The 18,063-nt window shown below is 72.9% G+C and carries 15 protein-coding genes; 9 read left to right on the top strand and 6 right to left on the bottom strand.

What is annotated here, in order from left to right; translation table 11 throughout:
- Positions 1-9: 9 nt before the first annotated feature.
- The 3 genes from dpgA to ABGA99_RS22665 form a co-directional block, all read right to left on the bottom strand.
- Complete coding sequence (gene dpgA / locus ABGA99_RS22675) at positions 10-1,140, bottom strand: 3,5-dihydroxyphenylacetyl-CoA synthase DpgA (RefSeq protein ID WP_347583307.1); 1,131 nt, start codon at positions 1,138-1,140, stop codon at positions 10-12.
- A 128-nt stretch (positions 1,141-1,268) separates the two neighbouring features.
- Positions 1,269-2,663 carry a PLP-dependent aminotransferase family protein gene (locus ABGA99_RS22670; protein ID WP_347583302.1) on the bottom strand — a complete coding sequence of 465 codons (1,395 nt, stop codon included), beginning with the start codon at positions 2,661-2,663 and terminating at the stop codon, positions 1,269-1,271.
- A 183-nt stretch (positions 2,664-2,846) separates the two neighbouring features.
- A complete protein-coding gene (locus ABGA99_RS22665) occupies positions 2,847-3,968 on the bottom strand; it encodes a prephenate dehydrogenase (protein WP_347583301.1) in 1,122 nt (373 codons plus the stop codon).
- Between the two features lie 217 nt (positions 3,969-4,185).
- Between ABGA99_RS22665 and hppD the strand changes: the two genes are divergently transcribed.
- Together hppD and ABGA99_RS22655 are read left to right on the top strand one after the other, a co-directional pair.
- Positions 4,186-5,292 (top strand): 4-hydroxyphenylpyruvate dioxygenase, encoded by a 1,107-nt coding sequence (gene hppD, locus ABGA99_RS22660; RefSeq protein WP_347579918.1) that lies wholly within the window; start codon positions 4,186-4,188, stop codon positions 5,290-5,292.
- The gene (locus ABGA99_RS22655; RefSeq protein ID WP_347579919.1) at positions 5,273-6,406 is read left to right on the top strand and encodes an alpha-hydroxy acid oxidase; all 1,134 of its coding nucleotides are present in this window, start codon (positions 5,273-5,275) and stop codon (positions 6,404-6,406) included. Before hppD ends, ABGA99_RS22655 begins: the two co-directional genes overlap by 20 nt.
- Before the next feature lie 274 nt (positions 6,407-6,680).
- On the opposite strand, the gene ABGA99_RS22650 is transcribed toward ABGA99_RS22655, so the two are convergent.
- Together ABGA99_RS22650 and ABGA99_RS22645 are read right to left on the bottom strand one after the other, a co-directional pair.
- On the bottom strand, positions 6,681-7,661 hold the full coding sequence (locus ABGA99_RS22650) for a ParB N-terminal domain-containing protein (RefSeq protein WP_347580019.1): 981 nt from the start codon (positions 7,659-7,661) through the stop codon (positions 6,681-6,683).
- 651 nt (positions 7,662-8,312) lie between these two features.
- Entirely contained in the window at positions 8,313-8,873 is a 561-nt protein-coding gene (locus tag ABGA99_RS22645) for an LmbU family transcriptional regulator (protein ID WP_347579920.1), read from the bottom strand.
- A 459-nt stretch (positions 8,874-9,332) separates the two neighbouring features.
- On the opposite strand from ABGA99_RS22645, the gene ABGA99_RS22640 reads away from it, so the two are divergent.
- Positions 9,333-9,665 carry a hypothetical protein gene (locus ABGA99_RS22640; RefSeq protein WP_347579921.1) on the top strand — a complete coding sequence of 111 codons (333 nt, stop codon included), beginning with the start codon at positions 9,333-9,335 and terminating at the stop codon, positions 9,663-9,665.
- Positions 9,666-9,687: 22 nt separating this feature from the next.
- On the opposite strand, the gene ABGA99_RS22635 is transcribed toward ABGA99_RS22640, so the two are convergent.
- Complete coding sequence (locus tag ABGA99_RS22635; protein WP_347579922.1) at positions 9,688-10,695, bottom strand: sigma factor-like helix-turn-helix DNA-binding protein; 1,008 nt, start codon at positions 10,693-10,695, stop codon at positions 9,688-9,690.
- A 130-nt stretch (positions 10,696-10,825) separates the two neighbouring features.
- Between ABGA99_RS22635 and ABGA99_RS22630 the strand changes: the two genes are divergently transcribed.
- From ABGA99_RS22630 to ABGA99_RS22605, 6 genes are all read left to right on the top strand, one after another.
- Positions 10,826-12,049, top strand: a complete 1,224-nt coding sequence (locus ABGA99_RS22630; protein ID WP_347579923.1) for an FAD-binding oxidoreductase — start codon at positions 10,826-10,828, stop codon at positions 12,047-12,049.
- A 182-nt stretch (positions 12,050-12,231) separates the two neighbouring features.
- Positions 12,232-13,953: an ABC transporter ATP-binding protein gene (locus ABGA99_RS22625; RefSeq protein WP_347580020.1), complete on the top strand. Its 1,722-nt coding sequence runs from the start codon at positions 12,232-12,234 to the stop codon at positions 13,951-13,953.
- Between the two features lie 29 nt (positions 13,954-13,982).
- Entirely contained in the window at positions 13,983-15,212 is a 1,230-nt protein-coding gene (locus ABGA99_RS22620) for a DUF4032 domain-containing protein (RefSeq protein ID WP_347583300.1), read from the top strand.
- 149 nt (positions 15,213-15,361) lie between these two features.
- A complete protein-coding gene (locus ABGA99_RS22615) occupies positions 15,362-16,612 on the top strand; it encodes a histidine kinase (protein WP_347580022.1) in 1,251 nt (416 codons plus the stop codon).
- Between the two features lie 47 nt (positions 16,613-16,659).
- Positions 16,660-17,442, top strand: a complete 783-nt coding sequence (locus ABGA99_RS22610) for a LytTR family DNA-binding domain-containing protein (protein ID WP_347579924.1) — start codon at positions 16,660-16,662, stop codon at positions 17,440-17,442.
- A gap of 70 nt (positions 17,443-17,512) precedes the next feature.
- The gene (locus ABGA99_RS22605; RefSeq protein WP_347579925.1) at positions 17,513-18,061 is read left to right on the top strand and encodes a hypothetical protein; all 549 of its coding nucleotides are present in this window, start codon (positions 17,513-17,515) and stop codon (positions 18,059-18,061) included.
- Positions 18,062-18,063 lie beyond the last annotated feature (2 nt).

Below are 18,063 nucleotides of genomic sequence, written 5' to 3'. Positions count from 1 at the left end.
CCTCCGCCCTCACCATCGGACCAGCGCCGTTTCGATCGTGGAGCCCGGGCCCATGGTCATGAGCACGCCGTGGTCTCCGGGGTGGGTGACGTCCTCGCCGAGCAGCCGCTCGTACGAGAACAGGAACGAGCCGCTCGACACGTTGCCGTAGTCGCGCAGCACGCCGACCGTGTGGCGAACGTCGTGGCGGGTGAGCCCGAGGTTGACGACGACGGCGTCGATCACCTTCTTGCCGCCGGAGTGCACCAGCCAGTGCCGGATGTCGCTGCGGCGCAGCCCGGTGTCCTCCAGCAGGCGGTCGACGACGAGTTCGGCGTGGGCGCCGACGACGTACGGGATCAGCGGGTCGAGGAAGAAGCTGAACCGGTCCTGGTCGCGGTCCCAGTCGTAGCGCATCGCCTCCAGCGCCTCGGGGATGAGACAACTGGCGAACTTCAGCACGTCGGGTCCGCGGGCGCCGTCGGGGCGGACCGCGGGCGCGCCGGACATGAGCGCGACGGCGGCGGCGCCGTCACCGAAGAGGCTGTTGACGACGGCGGTGCGCATGGTCTCGTCGAAGGCGTACGCCGCGGAGCAGGCTTCGGCGCAGAGGACGACGGCGAGTTCGCCCGGGTGGGCGGCGGACCAGCCGGCGACGACGTTCAGCGCGTTCAGCCCGGCGTTGCAGCCCATGCCGACGATGTCGGACCGGCTGCAGTGCCGGTCGATGCCCAACTCGCGGATGAGCAGCGCGCTGAGCCCCGGGGTGAGGAAGCCGGTGGACGTCACGCAGCACAGGTGGCGCAGGTCCGACAGCTCGTAGCCGGCGCTCTTCAGGCAGGCGCGGAGGGCTTCTGCGCCCATCTCGATCGCGGTGGCCTTGTGCTTGTCGAGCAGGTCGCCCTGCGGCTCGGAGTGCCGGACTCCGTGTTCGTCGGGGGCCGGCAGGGTCAGATGGCGCCGTTCTATCGCGCTGTTGAGGAAGACGGAGCTGATTCTGGGGTCGGTGATGCCGAAGGCGTCGAGCACCTCCTGCTGGGTGTACGTCGTGGGGGTGGCGGCCGTGCCCACCCCGAGGAGGCGGGGCCGGTACGGACCGGGCACCCGTGCTGTCGCGGACCGCGGATCCAGGAGCTCCGCACGCTCCACGCGGGTGATCATCGGAAGGTCCACCCCCACATGCGCTTCTTGCTACGCGGTCGTTGTGCTCCGCTGATGCCGTTCACGTGCGGTCCTTTCCCGCTGGAGTCGGTCGGCTGGAGAAGGGAGAACGGTCGGGGCCCGTGGTGTCACGCGCCCGCGGCCTCGGCTTCGATGAAGCGGGCGAGGCGCGCGGTGCCCTGTTCGATCTCCTCGGTGGTCAGATAGCTGGTGGAGAGCCGGAGGGCGCGGCGGCCGCCGCCGGCGCCGGGGTAGAAGTGGCTCATCGGCGTCCAGATGACGCCGTAGTCCTGGGCGGAGCGGGTGAGTGCCGCATCGTCGGCGGGGAACGGCACCTGCACGGTGAGGAAGAAGCCGCCCTCGGGCCGGTTCCACCGCACTCCCAGCGCGCTCCTGCGCTCGGCGGGCAGCCGCACGTCCAAGGCCCTGAGCATGGCCCGCATGGCGGCTCCGTAGTACGCGGCCGCGCGGGAGTTCAGCTCGGAGACGAGCCCCTGCGCGGTCAGCAGCGCGCCGGCGACCGCCGCCTGGCTCAGCGACGGGGTGTTGACCGTCACCATGCTCTTGATCTTGGCGAGTTCGTCGGCGAGCAGGCTGGTGGCCCCGGAGTCGTCGACGACGGTCTGGTCTGCGACGGCGAAGCCGACGCGCGCGCCGGGGAAGACGGTCTTGGAGTACGACCCGAGGTGGACGACGCAGCGGGTGCGGTCGAGCGACTTCAGGGTGGGCGGCGGCGGGCCGGGACTCACCAGCCGGTACGGGCTGTCCTCCAGGATGAGCAGGTCGTGGCGGGCGGCCAGATCGAGGAGGTCCGTGCGGGCCTGGGGCGCGAGCGTGGTGCCGGAGGGGTTGGAGTGGTCGGGGACCAGGTAGAAGGCGCGGGGTCGACGGCCGCGCGCCTTCTCCGCCAGCACCGCGGCTTCGAGATCGGCGGCGTGGAGGCCGTCTTCGCGCTCCTCCACGGGGTGCACGGCGATGTCGAGCAGCCGGGCCGCCCCGGTGATGCCGACGTAGCAGGGGCTGGCGACCATCAGCACGTCGTCGGGGCCGCCGATGAGCGCGCGCAGCACCAGCAGCATGGCCTCCTGGGCGCCGACGGTCACGACGACGGACTCGGCCTGCACGTCGATGCCCTCGTCCGCGCGCAGCGACTCGGCGATGATCTCGCGGATCTGCCCGGCGGTCGGGCCGTACTGGTAGAGGGCGGTACGGATGTCCTCCGGCGTGCCGCCCCGGGCGGCCAGATGGTCGAGGTAGGTCCGCATGTGCGTGAAGACCTGCTCGGTGTCGAAGAACCCGTCGTACGGCCGGCCGGGGGCGAAGGAGATCGCGTCCGGGTAGCGGAGGGTGATCTCGTTGAGGAAGTTCATCGTGTCCAGCACGGGGTCGGACACGCTGCCGTGCAGCTCGGCCTTGCGCAGCGGGCGCGCGGACGGAGCGGGGGGCGATGGCGCGGCGGCGCCCGGCACCGGGGGATGCGGCCCCGCGCCGGCGACGAGTGCTTCGGGACCCGGAGCGGCCATGGAAATTCCCCCACGCGAAGGCAGTTGATGAAGTCGTCTTCCGGCGCTTAGAAAAGCACGCCCCCGCGTATTTCGACAACGCCGTCCAAGAGAGCAATCTGCACACTTGGACACGCGCGAGCGCACTTGGACAATTCCCGCGGTTGGACGATGACGTACATGTTCATGAAAATGTGCGGAAGGTCATCGGGAAGCGGGCGTGAGTTCGGCGTCTCCGCCGTCGGCCTCCGCGTCCCACCCGTCGGCCTTGAGTTTCGCCGCGATTCGGCAGACGTCGGACGGGTGCACGCGGCACCGTACCGTGAATCCGCCACCCGCGGCTGTGTCCACCGACGCGCTCTCGGCATCCACGCCGAGGCCCGTGACCGCGCCGAGGAAACGCCCCAACTCCCCCGGGCGGCCCGGGACGGCAACGCGCAGCGCGGGGATGTGGCCCGCGGGTTCGGGGCGGGCGCCGGGGATCGCACCGAGGCCGGCGATGCCGCGGTCGAGCAGGTCGACGACGGTCCGCAGGCCCTCCTCACGGTCCCCGGTGCCGTTCCCGGCGAGCGCGTCGAGCGCCGGCACCAGCCGGGTGAGGTCGGCGTGCACGTTCCTTACGACTCCGGCGAGGGCAGCCGCGTTGGTCTCGATGATGTCGGCCCACAGCCGGGAGTCGCCGCCGGCGATGCGCGTGACGTCGCGCAGCCCCTGGCCGGCAAGGCGGGACACCCCGGTGGGGTCGTCCTGCAGCCGTGCGGCCATCAGGCTGGCCAGCAGATGGGGAGCATGGGAGGTCAGGGCGACGGCGTCGTCATGGGCGCGGCTGGCCATCACCAGTGGGACGGCGCCGCACAGCCCGGCCAGCCGGCGGCCCCGCTCCAGGGTGGCCGGCGAGGTGAGCCGCGACGGGGTGAGCACCCAGGGGCGGCCCTCGAAGAGGGTGCCGCGGGCCGCCAGCGGCCCGGAGCGCTCACGACCGGCCAGCGGGTGCCCGCCGACGTAACGCGCGGGCTGGGGCGCGGCGTTCAGCGCGGCCCGTTCCGGCACCGCCTTCACGCTGCCCACGTCGGTGTACGCGCGGGCGAGGCCGCGGCGCTGCACGTCGATCAGCACCGCGCCGACCTTGCTGGGCGGGACCGCGATCACGGCCAGGTCGACCGGCCCCGGCGGCTCTTCGGCCAGACCGGCGCCGAGCCCGGCCGCGGTGCGGGCGGCCGTGGCGTCGTGGTCGGAGAGGTACACGGTCACGCCCTGGCGGCAGGCGGCCAGGGCCACGGAGGTACCGATCAGGCCGGTGCCCACGACGGCTATGGAGCGAATCACCAGACATCCCCTGTTCGAAAGAACCTGATGGAAGGATTGCGCTCGGAAGATCCCGCCCGAAAGCCGTGGACCGATTAGCAGAAACGGCGCAACAGCTTATGCACCCGGGGCCGCCGCCCAACAGTGTGAGAGTCCAGAAAAGACGCACGTAGCCAGATTCGCGACCGGTCGCCTACAGTCCGGGAAACGCATGCCACTTCGTGACCAGGGGACAGTCATGCATGATTTCAGCGAGGCCGGAGTTCCGTTCGGCGACGTGGCCATCGACTATGTGGAGATGTACGTCGGAAGTCTGGAGGCCGCCGCTTTCGACTGGGTCGACAAGTACGCCTTCTCGGTCGTCGGCACCGGCGGCTCACCGGAACACCGGAGTATCGCGCTGCGCCACGGCCGCATCACCCTCGTGCTCACCGAGGCCACCTCCGACCAGCACCCCGCGTCGGCCTACGTCCAGGCACACGGCGACGGCGTGGCCGACATCGCGCTGCGCACCGCCGACGTCCGGGCCGCGTTCGACGCGGCGGCGGCCCGCGGCGCCAGAGTGGTGCACGAGCCCACCGCGCACGACGGCGACGGGCCGGCCGTGACGGCCGCGATAGGCGGGTTCGGGGACGTGGTGCACACGCTCGTGCAGCGCGCTCCCCGGGCGGACGCGGGGCTGCCCGTGGGGTTCGCGCCGGCGCTGCGGGAGGACGACGGGCGCGCGGACGCGGTGGGGCTCGACGAGATCGACCACGTCGCGGTCTGCCTCGACACCGGCAGCCTCGACCCCACGGTCGACTTCTACCGGCAGGCGCTGGGCTTCGACTTCGTCTTCGAGGAGCGCATCGTCGTCGGCTCGCAGGCGATGGAGTCGAAGGTCGTGCAGAGCCGGTCGGGCGCGGTGACACTCACGCTCATCCAGCCGGACCCGACCGCGGACCCGGGCCAGATCGACGAGTTCCTCAAGGGGCACCAGGGCTCCGGCGTCCAGCACCTCGCCTTCTCCTCGGCGGACGCGGTGCGTTCGGTGCGCACCCTGGCACGGCGCGGCATCGCGTTCCTGACCACCCCGGGCTCGTACTACGACATGCTCGGCTCGCGCATCCCGTCGCTGAGCCGGGCGCGGCTGGCGGACCTGCGGTCGACGAACGTGCTGGCCGACGAGGACCACGACGGGCAGATGTTCCAGATCTTCACCGCCTCCACCCACCCGCGGCACACCCTGTTCTTCGAGGTGATCGAGCGGCAGGGGGCGCAGACCTTCGGCAGCGCGAACATCAAGGCGCTGTACGAGGCCGTGGAACTGGAGAGGACCGGCCAGCGTGGACAGTCCCGGCGCTGACTCCCCGGGCGCTACGGTCCACGCGCTCGCGGACGTCGAGCGGGCCGCCGCCGCTGTCCTGCCGCCCGAGGTACGGGACTTCGTGGCGGGAGGCAGCGGCGCGGAGACGACGCTGGCGGCCAACCGGGCGGCGCTGGACCGGGTGTGCGTCGTACCGCGCGCCCTGCGGGACGTCTCGGGCTGCACGACGGAGTCGACGCTGCTGGGGCGTCCGGTGTCCATGCCGGTGGCGGTGGCGCCGGTGGCGTACCACCGGCTGGTGTGCGCCGAGGGCGAGACGGCCGCGGCGCGGGCGGCGAAGGCGGCGGGTGTGCCGTTCACGGCGAGCACGCTGAGCAGTGTGCCCATCGAGGAGATCACGGGTGTCGGCGGCCCGGTCTTCTTCCAGCTCTACTGGCTGCGGGACACGGCGCGGACCCTCGCTCTGGTGCGCAGGGCGGAGGACGCCGGCTGTACGGCGGTCATGCTCACCGTCGACGTGCCGTGGATGGGCCGCCGGCTGCGAGACGTGCGTAACGGGTTCGCGCTCCCCCGGGGCGTACGCGCCGCCCACTTCGCCGCCGCGGACTCCACGGCGCACCGCCGCCGCGGTGGCGCCTCCGCGGTCGCAGCCCACACGGCCGAGGTGTTCTCGCCGTCGGTCACGTGGGAGTCGGTGGCGGTCCTGCGGGCTCAGACCCGGCTGCCGTTGATCCTCAAGGGCGTGCTCGATGCCCGGGACGCGCTCCGTGCGGCGGAGTCGGGGGTGGACGCGATCGTGGTGTCCAACCACGGCGGGCGGCAGCTCGACGGCGCGGTGCCCAGCATCAACGCGCTTCCGGAGGTCGCCGCAGCGGTGGGGGGCGGCTGCGAGGTGCTGATGGACAGCGGCGTCCGCGGCGGGACGGATGTGCTACGGGCCCTCGCGCTCGGCGCCTCCGCGGTGCTGGTGGGGCGGCCGGTGATCTGGGGGCTGGCCGCGGCCGGTGAGGCGGGTGCGCGGCGGGTGCTGGAGCTGCTGGGCGACCAACTGCGCGACGCACTCGGTCTCTCCGGCTGCAGGAACGTCGCGGACGCCCGCGAACTGCGCACCGTATGCGGTGGGTTCGGCGAGCACTCCGAGGGCTCGCTGTAGGCGTACGGCACTCCCCGCGCATGGCTGCGGCCCGGGTCCGCCGACAACACGGCGCACCCGGGCCGTCCAACAGCTTGATTCGGATGGTTGGACACGCGTGGAATTTCGCGGACAGGACAGCGGACGTGCGTGTCCTGGTCCCAGCACCATGACGAGGACACGCACGCCACGCAGGGACCGCCGCCGTCTTTCGGCGGGGGATCACCTGCATTCCTGCCCTGTCACCCGTCGCGGTTCGCTACGGCGACTCCACGGCGTCCGCAAAGCGCCGCGGTCACAGCGGCCGGGCGCTTTCGCGTTCCATCCGCATCGCGATGTCCTTCCAGATCCCGGCGCATTCACGCGCCAGTTGGGCGACGACACCGCGGCAGTGCGCGGGTACGTTGCCGATGATCTCCTCCCACTCGTCACCGCTGAGTGTGTGAATGTTGAGAAGCCGAAGGAGCGTCCGGCCGGTTTCGCTCAGCCGTAGCGCCGGGTCGGCTTTCAGCCGGTTGACCGCCGAGCCGCGGTCGTCGACCGTTATCCGGACCGCCGCGGCCGTCGTCGCCACGCCCGCGGATACCGCCACCACCTTCGGTCTGCTCTCGATGCGCGGCGTACTGCGCTGCCGCGGCACCGGCAGCGGACCCTCTCCCCTGCGCATGCGGTTTCTGACGTCCCTGACCGTTTCCGGGGAGATCCCCGCGGCCCGGGCGACCTGCCGCAGCGACAGGCTCGGATTCTCGCTGATCATCCGGCTCGCGATCCTGCGCCCCTCACTGCCGTTGAGAGGCCGTACGCGGCCGTCCTGGCCGACCCGGTGGCCGGTGGCGGCGGTGTCCGCCGACTCACGCCGGCGGATGGCCGCGACGGTCGCCGGGGCGATGCCCGTCACCGACGCGATCATCCGGTCCGACCACTGCGGATGCGACAGTATGATCCTGCTCGTGGCCCGCTTCCGGTCCGCCATGGTCAGCGGCAGCCCGTGGGCGATGTTCGACTCCACGGCGAGGACGAAGGCGTCCGCCTCGGTCCCGTCGAAGAAGCGGACGGCGATGGTGTCCTGACCACGGAGCTCGGCGGCCCGCAGTCGATGAAGCCCATCGATGACCCGCATGGTCGCGCGGTGTACGACGATGGGCGGCAGTTCGGCTTGTGCCTGCGCCAGTACTCTTACATGCTCTCGATCTTCTCCCGAAGTCCGAGGCGAGCCGGCTCTCCGTAAACTGCGGACTTCGACCTCGACCGGCATCTGATCGAGATGCCCCTGCACGGACGTCAACTTCAATTCCTCCCCGATCCAACTTCCGGTGAGCCGGGCCGTGGCCCGAACCCAATCGTGCGATTACCGGAACTCGAACAATCCCTTGACGCAGCCGTACTGATGTGGTCGCCGACGGAACCGGCGACCGAGAGGTCAGACCTCTCGAAACAGGGGATGTGGGGGTGATCGGAATGACGTCAGATCGACGCGGACACCGGCTCCGCAGTCGACGCCATTCGATTCTCCCCCGCTACTCGCTTCGCTCCCGGACGAAGCGAGTGAATGTTCCCCCGTTCGGACATCGACTCTAACAGCGCCGCCCCCGATCAGGCACCCCACGCCCCACCGAACACAGCTCACCACACCAGGCATTTGACATGTGCCGCGCATGGTCGCTCTTCAAAATCACAGCTCGCCCGGGGCGGAAGGCGAGAATCCGGATAAATGCCGCCCCAAGGATCCCGTGCGTCACGAATTCCCCGAAAGACTTCGGGGTGTCATACGTCGCATGAATCAAGCCGCCTTGTCCCGCCGGCGGGACAAGGCGCGGGAGGCGGGCGAGAAAATACCGGAACGAAACATTCCGTAGAATGGGCATGCATGAGGAAGGTCCGACTTCGCCAACACCGCGCGCGTTCCCGGGAGTTGTTGGTCCACCGGTTACCCGGAGGCGTCCGCAAGGGGCTCCTCTGCCGCCTCGTCCAGCATCAGGACCATCCATTCCATCAGTCCCAGACCGACGGCCTCGGCCGCCTTCTGCCACCGCACCCGGCGCTCCGCCACGACGCTCATCTGGACGAGTGAGGCACCTGCGCCCTCCGCCGTGACCCGGCGGCTCGCCCGGATCTGTTTGCGCAGCTCACTACGGGTCCACCCGCCCCGCTCCGCGCGGGTGAGCCATTCGTCCTGCGCGCCGGCGGACATCCCCGCGACCTCCGCGTGATGCTGGAAGCTGAGCTTGTCACGCCGTCGCGACGGAGGGAATTTCCCCGCCACCCAGGCGTAGTTGCGGAGAGTCTGATAATCGAAAGAGGTCTCCGCCAAGGCTCGTTTGTAGCGGTCCGGGTAGTGGCTCCTGCCGTAGATGAGCCAGTCGCCGAGCCACCACGCCGAAGAATCCGCGATAACGAAGATCTGCCGCCCCAGATGGCTCCATTCGGCCATCGGCAGGCCGGGCGGCAGGGTCAGCGCCGTACGCCGGGTGGTGGAACGGCCGTTCACCGAGAGGCGGTTGGGGGGACGCGACGGGGCCGGGGACGTCGGCGCCGGGGCCTGACTCGCGGGCGGGCGGCCCGAAGCACGGGCCGCCGGGTTCGTCGCGGGGCCGGTTCCGCGCGTCTCTCCCATGGACATGCTGCGCACCTCACCTGCCGATCTGCGACGCGCTTCCTCGTCAACCCGACCGGACAACCGCCGGCCTGCTCCGCAGGGCCGCGGTCCGCCGACCGGGGCCGCACGCGATCAACCGTGCTGATCCCATCATCCGTGGCGGCAGGTTGCAGCGCGGTGACAGCGCTCCTCTCCTGTGCCTGCTTTCACCTCAACCACCGCTGCGGGTGGACCGTGGGTTGCACCGCGGTTACGGCAGGCGTTCCGGCGCAGTAACCCTCCCCCCGATCTACTTGTCACCAAACCCCGAGCCGACGGTGCCGGCCCCGCCGGGCCGGACGAGGAGGAACCATGGTCACCCAGACCCGGCACTGCGCCGAGTGCGGTGCCGCGTTCACCTGGACGAGCACCAGCCCCAACCGGAGGTTCTGCGGCCCACGGTGCAAGGCGCGGTGGTGGCGCGGTCAGCACCGGAGGGCCGCCGCCGGAGTCAACGGCGCGGTGCCGCGGGCGGAGACGCAGCCGCCGCGGGCCGCGGAGCAGCCGGGGCTCGGCATCGCGCACGCGTGCCCCAACTGCGGGCAGCAGCTCACGGTGGTGAATGTGGTGGTCCCGCTCGAGGACGCCCCCGCGGCGGCCGTCGAAGGCCCCCGCACGAAGGTGTTCGCGGCGGACCACGGCTGAACGGCGGGCCGGGCCGGCGTGGTCAGCCGTCGAGGGGCTGCAACTCCAGCCGGCCGAGGTGGTCCGGGTCGGCGATGACGTCGATGCCGACGATCGTGCCGTTGGCGACGGCGAGGGCGAACGCGATGCGCGGCCGCCCCTGGTGCATCCACACCAGCCCGGGCGAGCCGTCCACGAGCGCCGGGCGGGCGGCCCTGAGCCGCCCCGTGAAGACGTCGGCGACCGCCACCGCGCCGCGCACCTCCTCCGCCGCACCCGCGGCCACCGCGGCGGCGTCGGCGCGGAGCACCACGTCGGGGTCGAGCAGCGCGACGAGCGCGTGGAAGTCCTCCCCGCGCGAAGCGGTGAGGAAAGCGCCGGCGATCGCACTCCATCGCGCGGTGACGCCCCAGTCCGCCGGCGCCCCCGCGGCCGTAGCGGCGCTTGCGGCGTTCGAGCCGGCAGAGCGTGCGCCCAGCGCGTCCTGGGCACGGCGGGGGTCGTCCGCGCGCTCGGCCGCGGGGCGCTGCACGCGCCGCCGGGCCTGGAGGGCCAGTTGCCGGGTCGCGGCCGGCGAGCGCCTGAGGATCGGAGCGATCTCGTCGTACGGGACGGCGAACAGGTCGTGCATCACGAAGGCCAGCCGCTCCGCGGGCGCCATCGAGTCGAGCACGGCGAGCAGGGCGATCCCGATGGAGTCGCCCCGGAACGACACCTTGCGCGGGCCGCGCTCGCCCGTTCCCGCGACGCCAGGATCACCGATAGTCGCTTTTGCTCCGTTAGATGGCTTCTCGGATTCGAGGTCGTCCACCGGGTCCCCTCCTCGCGCGGCCCGGGCCCGGAGGATGTCCAGGGAGACCTCGCCCACGACCATCCGCAGCCAGCCGTCGAGGCTTTCCACCCCGCCGGGTCCGGCACGGCTCACCCGCAACCACGCCTCGCGCACGGCTTCCTCGGCCAGTTCGGCCGAGCCCAGAACCCTGTGGGCGACCTCGCGCAGATGCGCTCGATGCTCCTCGAACCGCAGCGCCAGGAACTCGTGCTCGTCCATCGGGTCCTTCCTCCGTTCCACCTGTCACCACCGTGACCAGCGAAGCGCGGCCGATGTGACAAGGCGGCCAGGGTGCTCAGGTCGTGAGACGGCGTTGCCGTCCGCGCGAGCCCCGTGGTCCGATCGCCGCATGACTCGCCGCATCGTGATCGTCGGGGCCGGCATCGTCGGTTCGTCGCTGGCCCGGGAGCTGGCCGGGCGGGACGGCTGCCAGGTCACCGTCCTCGACCGCTCCCCCGCCGGCCGGCTCTACGGGTCCACGGGCCACGCGCCCGGCTACGTCGGCGTGCTCGGCGAGGCCCCGGTCCTCACCGGGCTGGCCCGCGCCACGCTGCGGATCTACCGGGGGCTCACGGACGACTACGACGCGATCCGCGGTGCCCGTGCGGAAGGCGGCGCCGGCTTCGAGGAGACCGGCTGCCTGGAGGTCGCCACCACGGCCGCCGCGTACGCAACGCTGCGGGGGCGCGCCGCCGCGGCAGAGGCCGCGGGCCTGGCCGCCCGGCTGGTGGGGCCCGAGGAGGCCGCCGCGCTGGCGCCGCGGCTCGTCGACCCGGAGACGGCCGTGGCCGGGCTGCACTTCCCCGGCGACGGCACCGCCCGCGCCGGGCTGCTGACCGCGGTGCAGCGGCGCCGGGCGGAGGCGCGGGGCGCGGAGTTCGCCGACGGCGCCGAGGCGACGGGCCTGGAGATACGCGCCGGGCGGGTGCACGGCGTGTGGCTCGCCGACGGCACGCTCGTGCCGGCCGACGACACGGTGCTCGCCTCCGGGATCTGGGGTCCGCTGCTCGCCGCGCAGGCGGGCGTGGAACTGCCGCTGACGCCGGTGTCCCACCCGTACGTCTACGGCGGGCCGCGCCCGGCGCGGCATCCGTGCGGGCCGTTCGTCCGCTGGCCCGAGCACCATGTCTACGCCCGCGACCACGGCGACCGGGACGGGATCGGCACGTACGACCACGACCTGCGGCCGGTGGCGCCCGCGGACCTCGGAGTGCAGGCGGAGGAGCCCTGGCCGGGCGAGCCGTTCGACGGGGCGGTGAGCGCCGCGCTCGCGCTGCTGCCGCCCGCGCACCGCTTCACGCCCGCCGTCCGCCTCAACGGGGTCTTCTCGGTGACCCCGGACAACCTGCCGCTGCTCGGCCCGTTCGCGGGGCTGCCCGGGCTGTGGTCGGCGACGGCGATCTGGGTCACGCACGCCGCGGGCGCGGCGGCGGTGCTCGCGGAGGCGATGGACGGCGGCGAGACGGGAGCGGACCTGGCGGCGCTGGCGCCGGACCGCTTCGCGGGCGAGCCGGCCGGAGACCTGCGGCGCCGGGCACTGCGCCACTACCGGGACATCTACGCCGCGGGGTGAGGCTCCGGCGTCCGGCAGGGTGCCGTGCCGGGCCTGCGACGCCCGGAGCCCCGAGCCGCCTCGGGGGCCTGTGGATAACTTCCGGCGCTGTTCGGGCCGCCGCCGTAGGATCCCCGTGAGATCGCCGGAGGTGCGAAGTGGCCGTGGACAAAACCCTCGAAGCAGGCACACCGCCCTGGCGGATGCTGCTCGCGTACGCGCGCCCGCACCGCTGGGCACTGCTCGCCGGAGCGCTGCTGTCCCTGGCGACAGGCGCCACCGGCCTCGCGCTGCCGCTGGTGGCGCGCTCGCTGATCGACGATCTGTCGCATGACCGGTCCATCGCCGGGGCGCTGGTCGTGATGTCGGTGCTGGTGGTCGCCAACGCCGGGGTCGGGGCACTGGGTTCGTACGTGCTGCGGCGCACCGCCGAGTCGGTGGTGCTGACGGCGCGGCGCCGGCTCAGCTCGTATCTGCTGCGGCTACGCATCGCGGCCGTCGACCGCACGGAGCCCGGAGACCTGATGGCCCGGGTGACGTCCGACTCCACGCTGCTGCGCGAGGTCACCACCGACACCCTCGTCGGGCTCGGCACCGGCGGTCTGACCGCCGTGGCGACGCTGGTGCTGATGGGCGTCGTCGACCCCGTGCTGCTCGCCGTGACCGCCGGCGTGATCTTCGCCGCCGGCACGGTCATCGGCATCATCGTGCCGCGCATCAACCGGGCGGCGAAGCGGGCGGCGGAATCCGTGGGCCTGATGGGTGCGGCGCTGGAGCGGGTGCTCGGCGCGCTGCGCACGATCAAGGCCTCGGGGGCCGAGCACCGCGAGGAGCGGGCGGTGCACGCGGCGGCGGAGGAGTCCTGGCGGCAGAGCGTGCGGGCCGCCAAGTGGTCGGCGCTGGCCGGGAACACGGCGGGGCTGTCCATGCAGGTCGCGTTCATCACCGTGCTGGCGGTGGGCGGCGCGCGGGTGGCGACCGGGTCGATCGGCGTCGGCACGCTCGTCGCTTTCCTCCTCTACGTCTTCTATCTGATGTCGCCGATCCAGCAGGTGGTGAGCGCGGTCGCGCAATACCAGACGGGGGCCGCCGCGCTGGAGCGTATCCGCGAGGCGCAGCTCTTGCCGGCCGAGCCCGTCGCGGAGCCCGCGCCGCTGCCGGAGCCGGGCACCGAGCCGGCGGCGCTGGCTTTCGAGGACGTCCGCTTCCGGTACGCGGACGACCTGCCGTATGTGCACCACGGCGTCAGCTTCGCGATACCGCCGCGCGGCATGACGGCGTTCGTCGGCCCGTCGGGGGCGGGCAAGACGACCGTCTTCTCGCTGATCGAGAGGTTCTACGAACCGACGGCCGGGCGGATACTCCTCGACGGCGACGACGTGACCCGATGGGAGATACCCGCGCTCCGCGCCGCGATCGGATACGTGGAGCAGGACGCCCCCGTGCTCTCCGGCTCGCTGAAGGACAACCTGCTGCTGGGCAACGCCGCGGCCGGCGAGGAGGACGTACGGGAGGTGCTGCGGACCACCCGGCTCGAGGAACTGGTGGCGAGGCTGCCGCAGGGCCTGGACACGCTCGTCGGCCACCGGGGCACCAAGCTGTCCGGCGGCGAGCGCCAGCGCGTCGCGATCGCCCGTGCGCTGCTGCGCCGGCCCCGGCTGCTCCTGCTGGACGAGGCGACCTCGCAACTGGACGCGGTCAACGAGGCGGCCCTGCGCGACACCGTCGCGGAGGTGGCGCGCAGCACCACGGTGCTCGTCGTCGCCCACCGGCTGTCCACCGTCACCAGTGCCGACCGGATCGTGGTGATGGACGCCGGCGAGGTGCGGGCCATGGGCACGCACGCCGAGCTGGTCGCCGGCGACCGCCTCTACGCGGAGCTGGCCACCACCCAGTTCCTCGTCGCCGCGGCCGGCACCGCATGATGGAGGACGAACGACGAAGGAGGACCGCCGTGCGCCCGGAGCTGCAGATCAGCGCCACCAACCCGGAGCATCCCGCCGCGCTGCTCGACCTGCCCTGGGAGCTGCCGCTCGACGCCTGGCCGGAGAGCTGCCTGGTCGACCTGCCGCGTGGCATCTCGCGGCACGTGGTGCGCTTCGCCGAGGCCGGCGACGAAGTCGTGGCGATCAAGGAGGTGCCCGAGCGCGCCGCCCGCCGGGAGTACGAGCTGCTGCGCGACCTCGACCGGCTCGGCATCCCCGCCGTGGACGCCCTCGCGGTCGTCACGGGACGCACCGGCGCCGACGGCGAGCCGCTGGAGCCGGCGCTGGTCACCCGGCATCTGGTGGGCTCGCGCCCGTACCGGGCGATGTTCGCGACGACGCTGCGCCCGGGCACCGTGAACCGGCTGATGGACGCCCTGGCCGTGCTCCTCGTCCGGCTGCACCTGGCGGGCTTCGCCTGGGGCGACTGCTCGCTGTCCAACACCCTCTTCCGCCGGGACGCCGGCGCGTACGCCGCGTATCTCGTGGACGCCGAGACCGGGCAGATCCAGCCGCGGCTGAGCCACGGCCAGCGGGAGTACGACATCGAGCTGGCCCGCATGAACATCTCGGGCGAGCTGATGGACCTGGAGGCCTCCGGGGCGCTGCACCCGTCGATCGACCCGATCCCGTTCGGCGCGGCCATCGCCGAGCGGTACGGAGACCTGTGGCACGAGCTGACCCGGCAGTCGGTCTACCCGGCCGACAAGCGGCACTACATCGAGCGCCGGATACGCCGGCTGCACGACCTCGGCTTCGACGTCGCCGAGATGCAGATCACACACTCGCCGGGCGGCGACACCGTCTCGTTCGTGCCCAAGGTCGTCGACGCCGGGCACCACCAGCGCCAATTGCTGCGGCTGACCGGCATGGACACCGAGGAGAACCAGGCCCGCCGGCTGCTGAACGACCTGGAGAGCTGGATGGCGACCCAGGACGACTACGCGCCCGGGGACCCGCTCGGCGCCCGGCCCGAGGTGCTGGCGCACCGCTGGGTGCGGGAGGTGTTCCGGCCGACCGTGGGTGCGGTGCCGCTGGCGCTGCGCGGCCAGCTCGACCCGGCGCAGGTCTACCACGAGGTGCTGGAGCACCGCTGGCTGCTGGCCGAGCAGACGCAGCAGGACGTGGGGATCGACGCCGCGGTCGCCGACTACGTCGAGAACGTGCTGCCGGGCTCCGTGGCCGGCACCACCGGCTGACGGCCCGGTCCACGCCCTCCGAAGGCAGCCCACGGAAGGCGGCCCACGCCCCGGAAGGCGGCCGCCTGCGACCCGGCCGGGCCTTGGGCCTGACGACGCCCGCTGCCGCCGACCGCCCCCGGCGCGGTAGCGTCCCGTCCATGCCCGGGATGTCGGCCGCCACCGCCGCGCTGCTGCTCGGTGCCGTCGTGGTGCTCTGCGCCGCCGCGGCGCTCATCGGCGTGCGCGTCGCGCGCAACCGGCAGTACGGCACGCCGCAGGAGCGCGCCGCGTACGAGACGCTGCACACCGCCTCCCTCGCCGGCCCTCCGCTGCGCGCCGGTCTCACCGCCGAGACCGCCCGCCGCGCCGCCCCGCACCTGCGAGACCTGCTCGGCGCGCCCGCGCTCGCGCTCGCCGACGCCAAGGGCGAGCTGCTGGCCTGGGACGGCCCCGAGGGCAAACCGGGCCACGACCACTCCGAAGCCGTCCCCGACGCCGCGGCCCAGGTGACGGACAGCGGCCGGACGCAGGTCATCGGCCCCCGCGAGGTGGCCTGCACCTGGCCGGACTGCCCGCTGCGGCACGCCGTGGCGGTGCCGCTCGCGGTCGCCGGCCGCGTCGACGGCGTGCTCGCCGTCTTCACCTCGCAGGCCTCCGCGGGCCTGGTGCGCGCCGCCTCCGAGGTGGCGCGCTGGGTCTCCGCGCAACTGGAGCTGGCCGAGCTGGACAGCTCCCGGGCCGCGGCCAGCGAGGCGGAGCTGCGGGCACTGCGCGCGCAGATCTCGCCGCACTTCATCTACAACTCCCTGTCCACCGTCGCCTCCTTCGTGCGCACCGACCCGGAGCGCGCCCGCGAGCTGATCGTGGAGTTCGCCGAGTTCACCCGCTACTCCTTCCGCCGCCACGGCGACTTCACGTCCCTGTCCGAGGAACTGCGCTGCATCGACCGCTACCTGCTGCTGGAGCGCGCCCGCTTCGGCGGCCGGCTGGAGGTCTCGCTGCGGGTGGCGCCGGAGGTGCTGAGCGTCGTGGTGCCGTTCCTGTGCCTGCAGCCGCTGGTGGAGAACGCCGTTCGGCACGGGCTGGAGAAGAAGCCGGGCCCCGGCCGGCTCACGATCACCGCGGCGGACGGCGGCAGCGAGGCGCTGATCAGCGTCGAGGACGACGGCGCCGGCATGGCGGCGGAGACGCTGGCCCGCACCCTGGCCGGGGATCTGACCGAGCTGGCCGAGCTGGCGGGGGACGCGCCGCGGGCGCCGGGCATCGGGCTGCGGAACGTCGACGAGCGGCTGCGGCAGGTCTACGGGGACGCCTACGGGCTCGTCATCGAGACCGCTCCGGGCGCCGGGACGAAGGTGCACGTCCGGGTGCCGAAGTTCCATCCGGACGCGGTGCAGAGCGGCCCCGGCGGGATGTGAGCGATAGACGGGTTTCGCTGCCGCCGCGCCCCGCATAGGGTTCCCGCATGCTGCACACTCTCGCCGTCGACGACGAGGAGCCCGCCCTGGCGGAGCTGGCGTACCTGCTGCGCCGCGACCCGCGGGTGGCCGAGGTGCAGACGGCCGGCGACGGACAGGAGGCGCTGCTGGCCCTCGACCGGGCGCTGGCCTCGGGCCGTTCCGTGGACGCCGTGTTCCTCGACATCGGCATGCCCGGCCTGGACGGGCTGGCGCTGGCCCGGCTGATATCCCGGTTCGCGCAGCCGCCGCGGGTGGTCTTCGTCACCGCGCACGAGGATCATGCGGTGGAGGCGTTCGCCCTGCACGCCGCGGACTACGTGCTGAAACCCGTGGCGCCGGAGCGGCTCGCCGAGGCGGTGCGCCGGTGCGCCGAGTCGGCCGCGGAGCCGGTGCCCGAGGAGGTGCCGGAGCCGGGCGCCGCGGCGCCGGAGCGGGCGGCGGTGCCGGACGAGGTCATCAGCGTCGAACTCGCCGGTGTCACGCGGTTCGTCCAGCGCAGGGAGGTGCTCTACGCCGAGGCCCAGGGCGACTACGCGCGGCTGCACACCGGCGGCGGCAGCCACCTCGTCCGCATTCCGCTCGCGACGCTGGAGGAGCGGTGGGGGGCGGCCGGGTTCGTCCGCATCCACCGCAGCCACCTCGTCGCCCTGCACCACGTGCGGGAGCTGCGCATGGAGGCGGGGCGTACGTACGTCGTCCTCGGCGGGCACGTGCTGCCGGTCAGCCGCCGGCACACCCGCCAGGTCCGCGAGATGCTGGTCCGACATCCACCGACGGCGGCGGTGTGACGTGGCGGGCGATCGGGGGATCTCCGCACCGCGGAGCGGCACGCGGAAGGCCGGTACGCCCGGCGGCCGCGTGGCGAAGGCGAATTCCCAGAAGAGCAGGACGCAGCAGAACGGCACCCGGCAGAACGGAACGCAGCAGAACGGCAAGCCCGACGGCACCCCGCGAAACGGCACCCCCGAGTCCCGCGTACCCCCCGGCCGCACCCCGCCCGGCACCGCCCCGCCCGAACCCCCCGAGCCGCCGCCGCGCGTGACCGTCGCGCACCCGCGCACCCTCGCCGCCCGCAGCTCCCAGCCCCTGCCCGGCAGCCGCGCCCTCGTCGCCGACGACCTGGGCCGGCAGACGCCGCTGGGCGACGTCTATCTCCGCTCGCTCATGCGCACCCAACTGCGCCTCGCCGCCTTCGTCGTCGGCGCCCTCGCCGTCGTACTCGGCGCGCTGCCGATGCTGCTGGCGACGGTGCCCAGCGTGCGCGACGCCACGATGGCCGGTGTGCCCGTGCCGTGGCTGGTGATCGGGGTCGCGGTGCACCCGGTGATCCTCGCGCTGGCGTGGGTGTACCAGCGCCAGGCGCGCAAGAACGAGGCCGAGTTCGCGGACCTGGTCGAGCGGTCGTGACG

Origin of the sequence: Streptomyces sp. B5E4 (assembly GCF_039871555.1) — a bacterium.
Lineage (GTDB): Bacteria > Actinomycetota > Actinomycetes > Streptomycetales > Streptomycetaceae > Streptomyces.
Note: the sequence above shows the minus strand (reverse complement) of the source record. Positions and strands in the feature narration are given on the sequence as shown.

Coding starts and splice junctions, on each gene's coding strand:
- dpgA (WP_347583307.1), bottom strand. CDS start 1,140: ATGATCACCCGCGTGGAGCGTGCGGAGCTCCTGGATCCGCGGTCCGCG.
- ABGA99_RS22670 (WP_347583302.1), bottom strand. CDS start 2,663: ATGGCCGCTCCGGGTCCCGAAGCACTCGTCGCCGGCGCGGGGCCGCAT.
- hppD (WP_347579918.1), top strand. CDS start 4,186: ATGCATGATTTCAGCGAGGCCGGAGTTCCGTTCGGCGACGTGGCCATC.
- ABGA99_RS22640 (WP_347579921.1), top strand. CDS start 9,333: ATGGTCACCCAGACCCGGCACTGCGCCGAGTGCGGTGCCGCGTTCACC.
- ABGA99_RS22635 (WP_347579922.1), bottom strand. CDS start 10,695: ATGGACGAGCACGAGTTCCTGGCGCTGCGGTTCGAGGAGCATCGAGCG.
- ABGA99_RS22630 (WP_347579923.1), top strand. CDS start 10,826: ATGACTCGCCGCATCGTGATCGTCGGGGCCGGCATCGTCGGTTCGTCG.
- ABGA99_RS22625 (WP_347580020.1), top strand. CDS start 12,232: ATGCTGCTCGCGTACGCGCGCCCGCACCGCTGGGCACTGCTCGCCGGA.
- ABGA99_RS22615 (WP_347580022.1), top strand. CDS start 15,362: ATGTCGGCCGCCACCGCCGCGCTGCTGCTCGGTGCCGTCGTGGTGCTC.
- ABGA99_RS22610 (WP_347579924.1), top strand. CDS start 16,660: ATGCTGCACACTCTCGCCGTCGACGACGAGGAGCCCGCCCTGGCGGAG.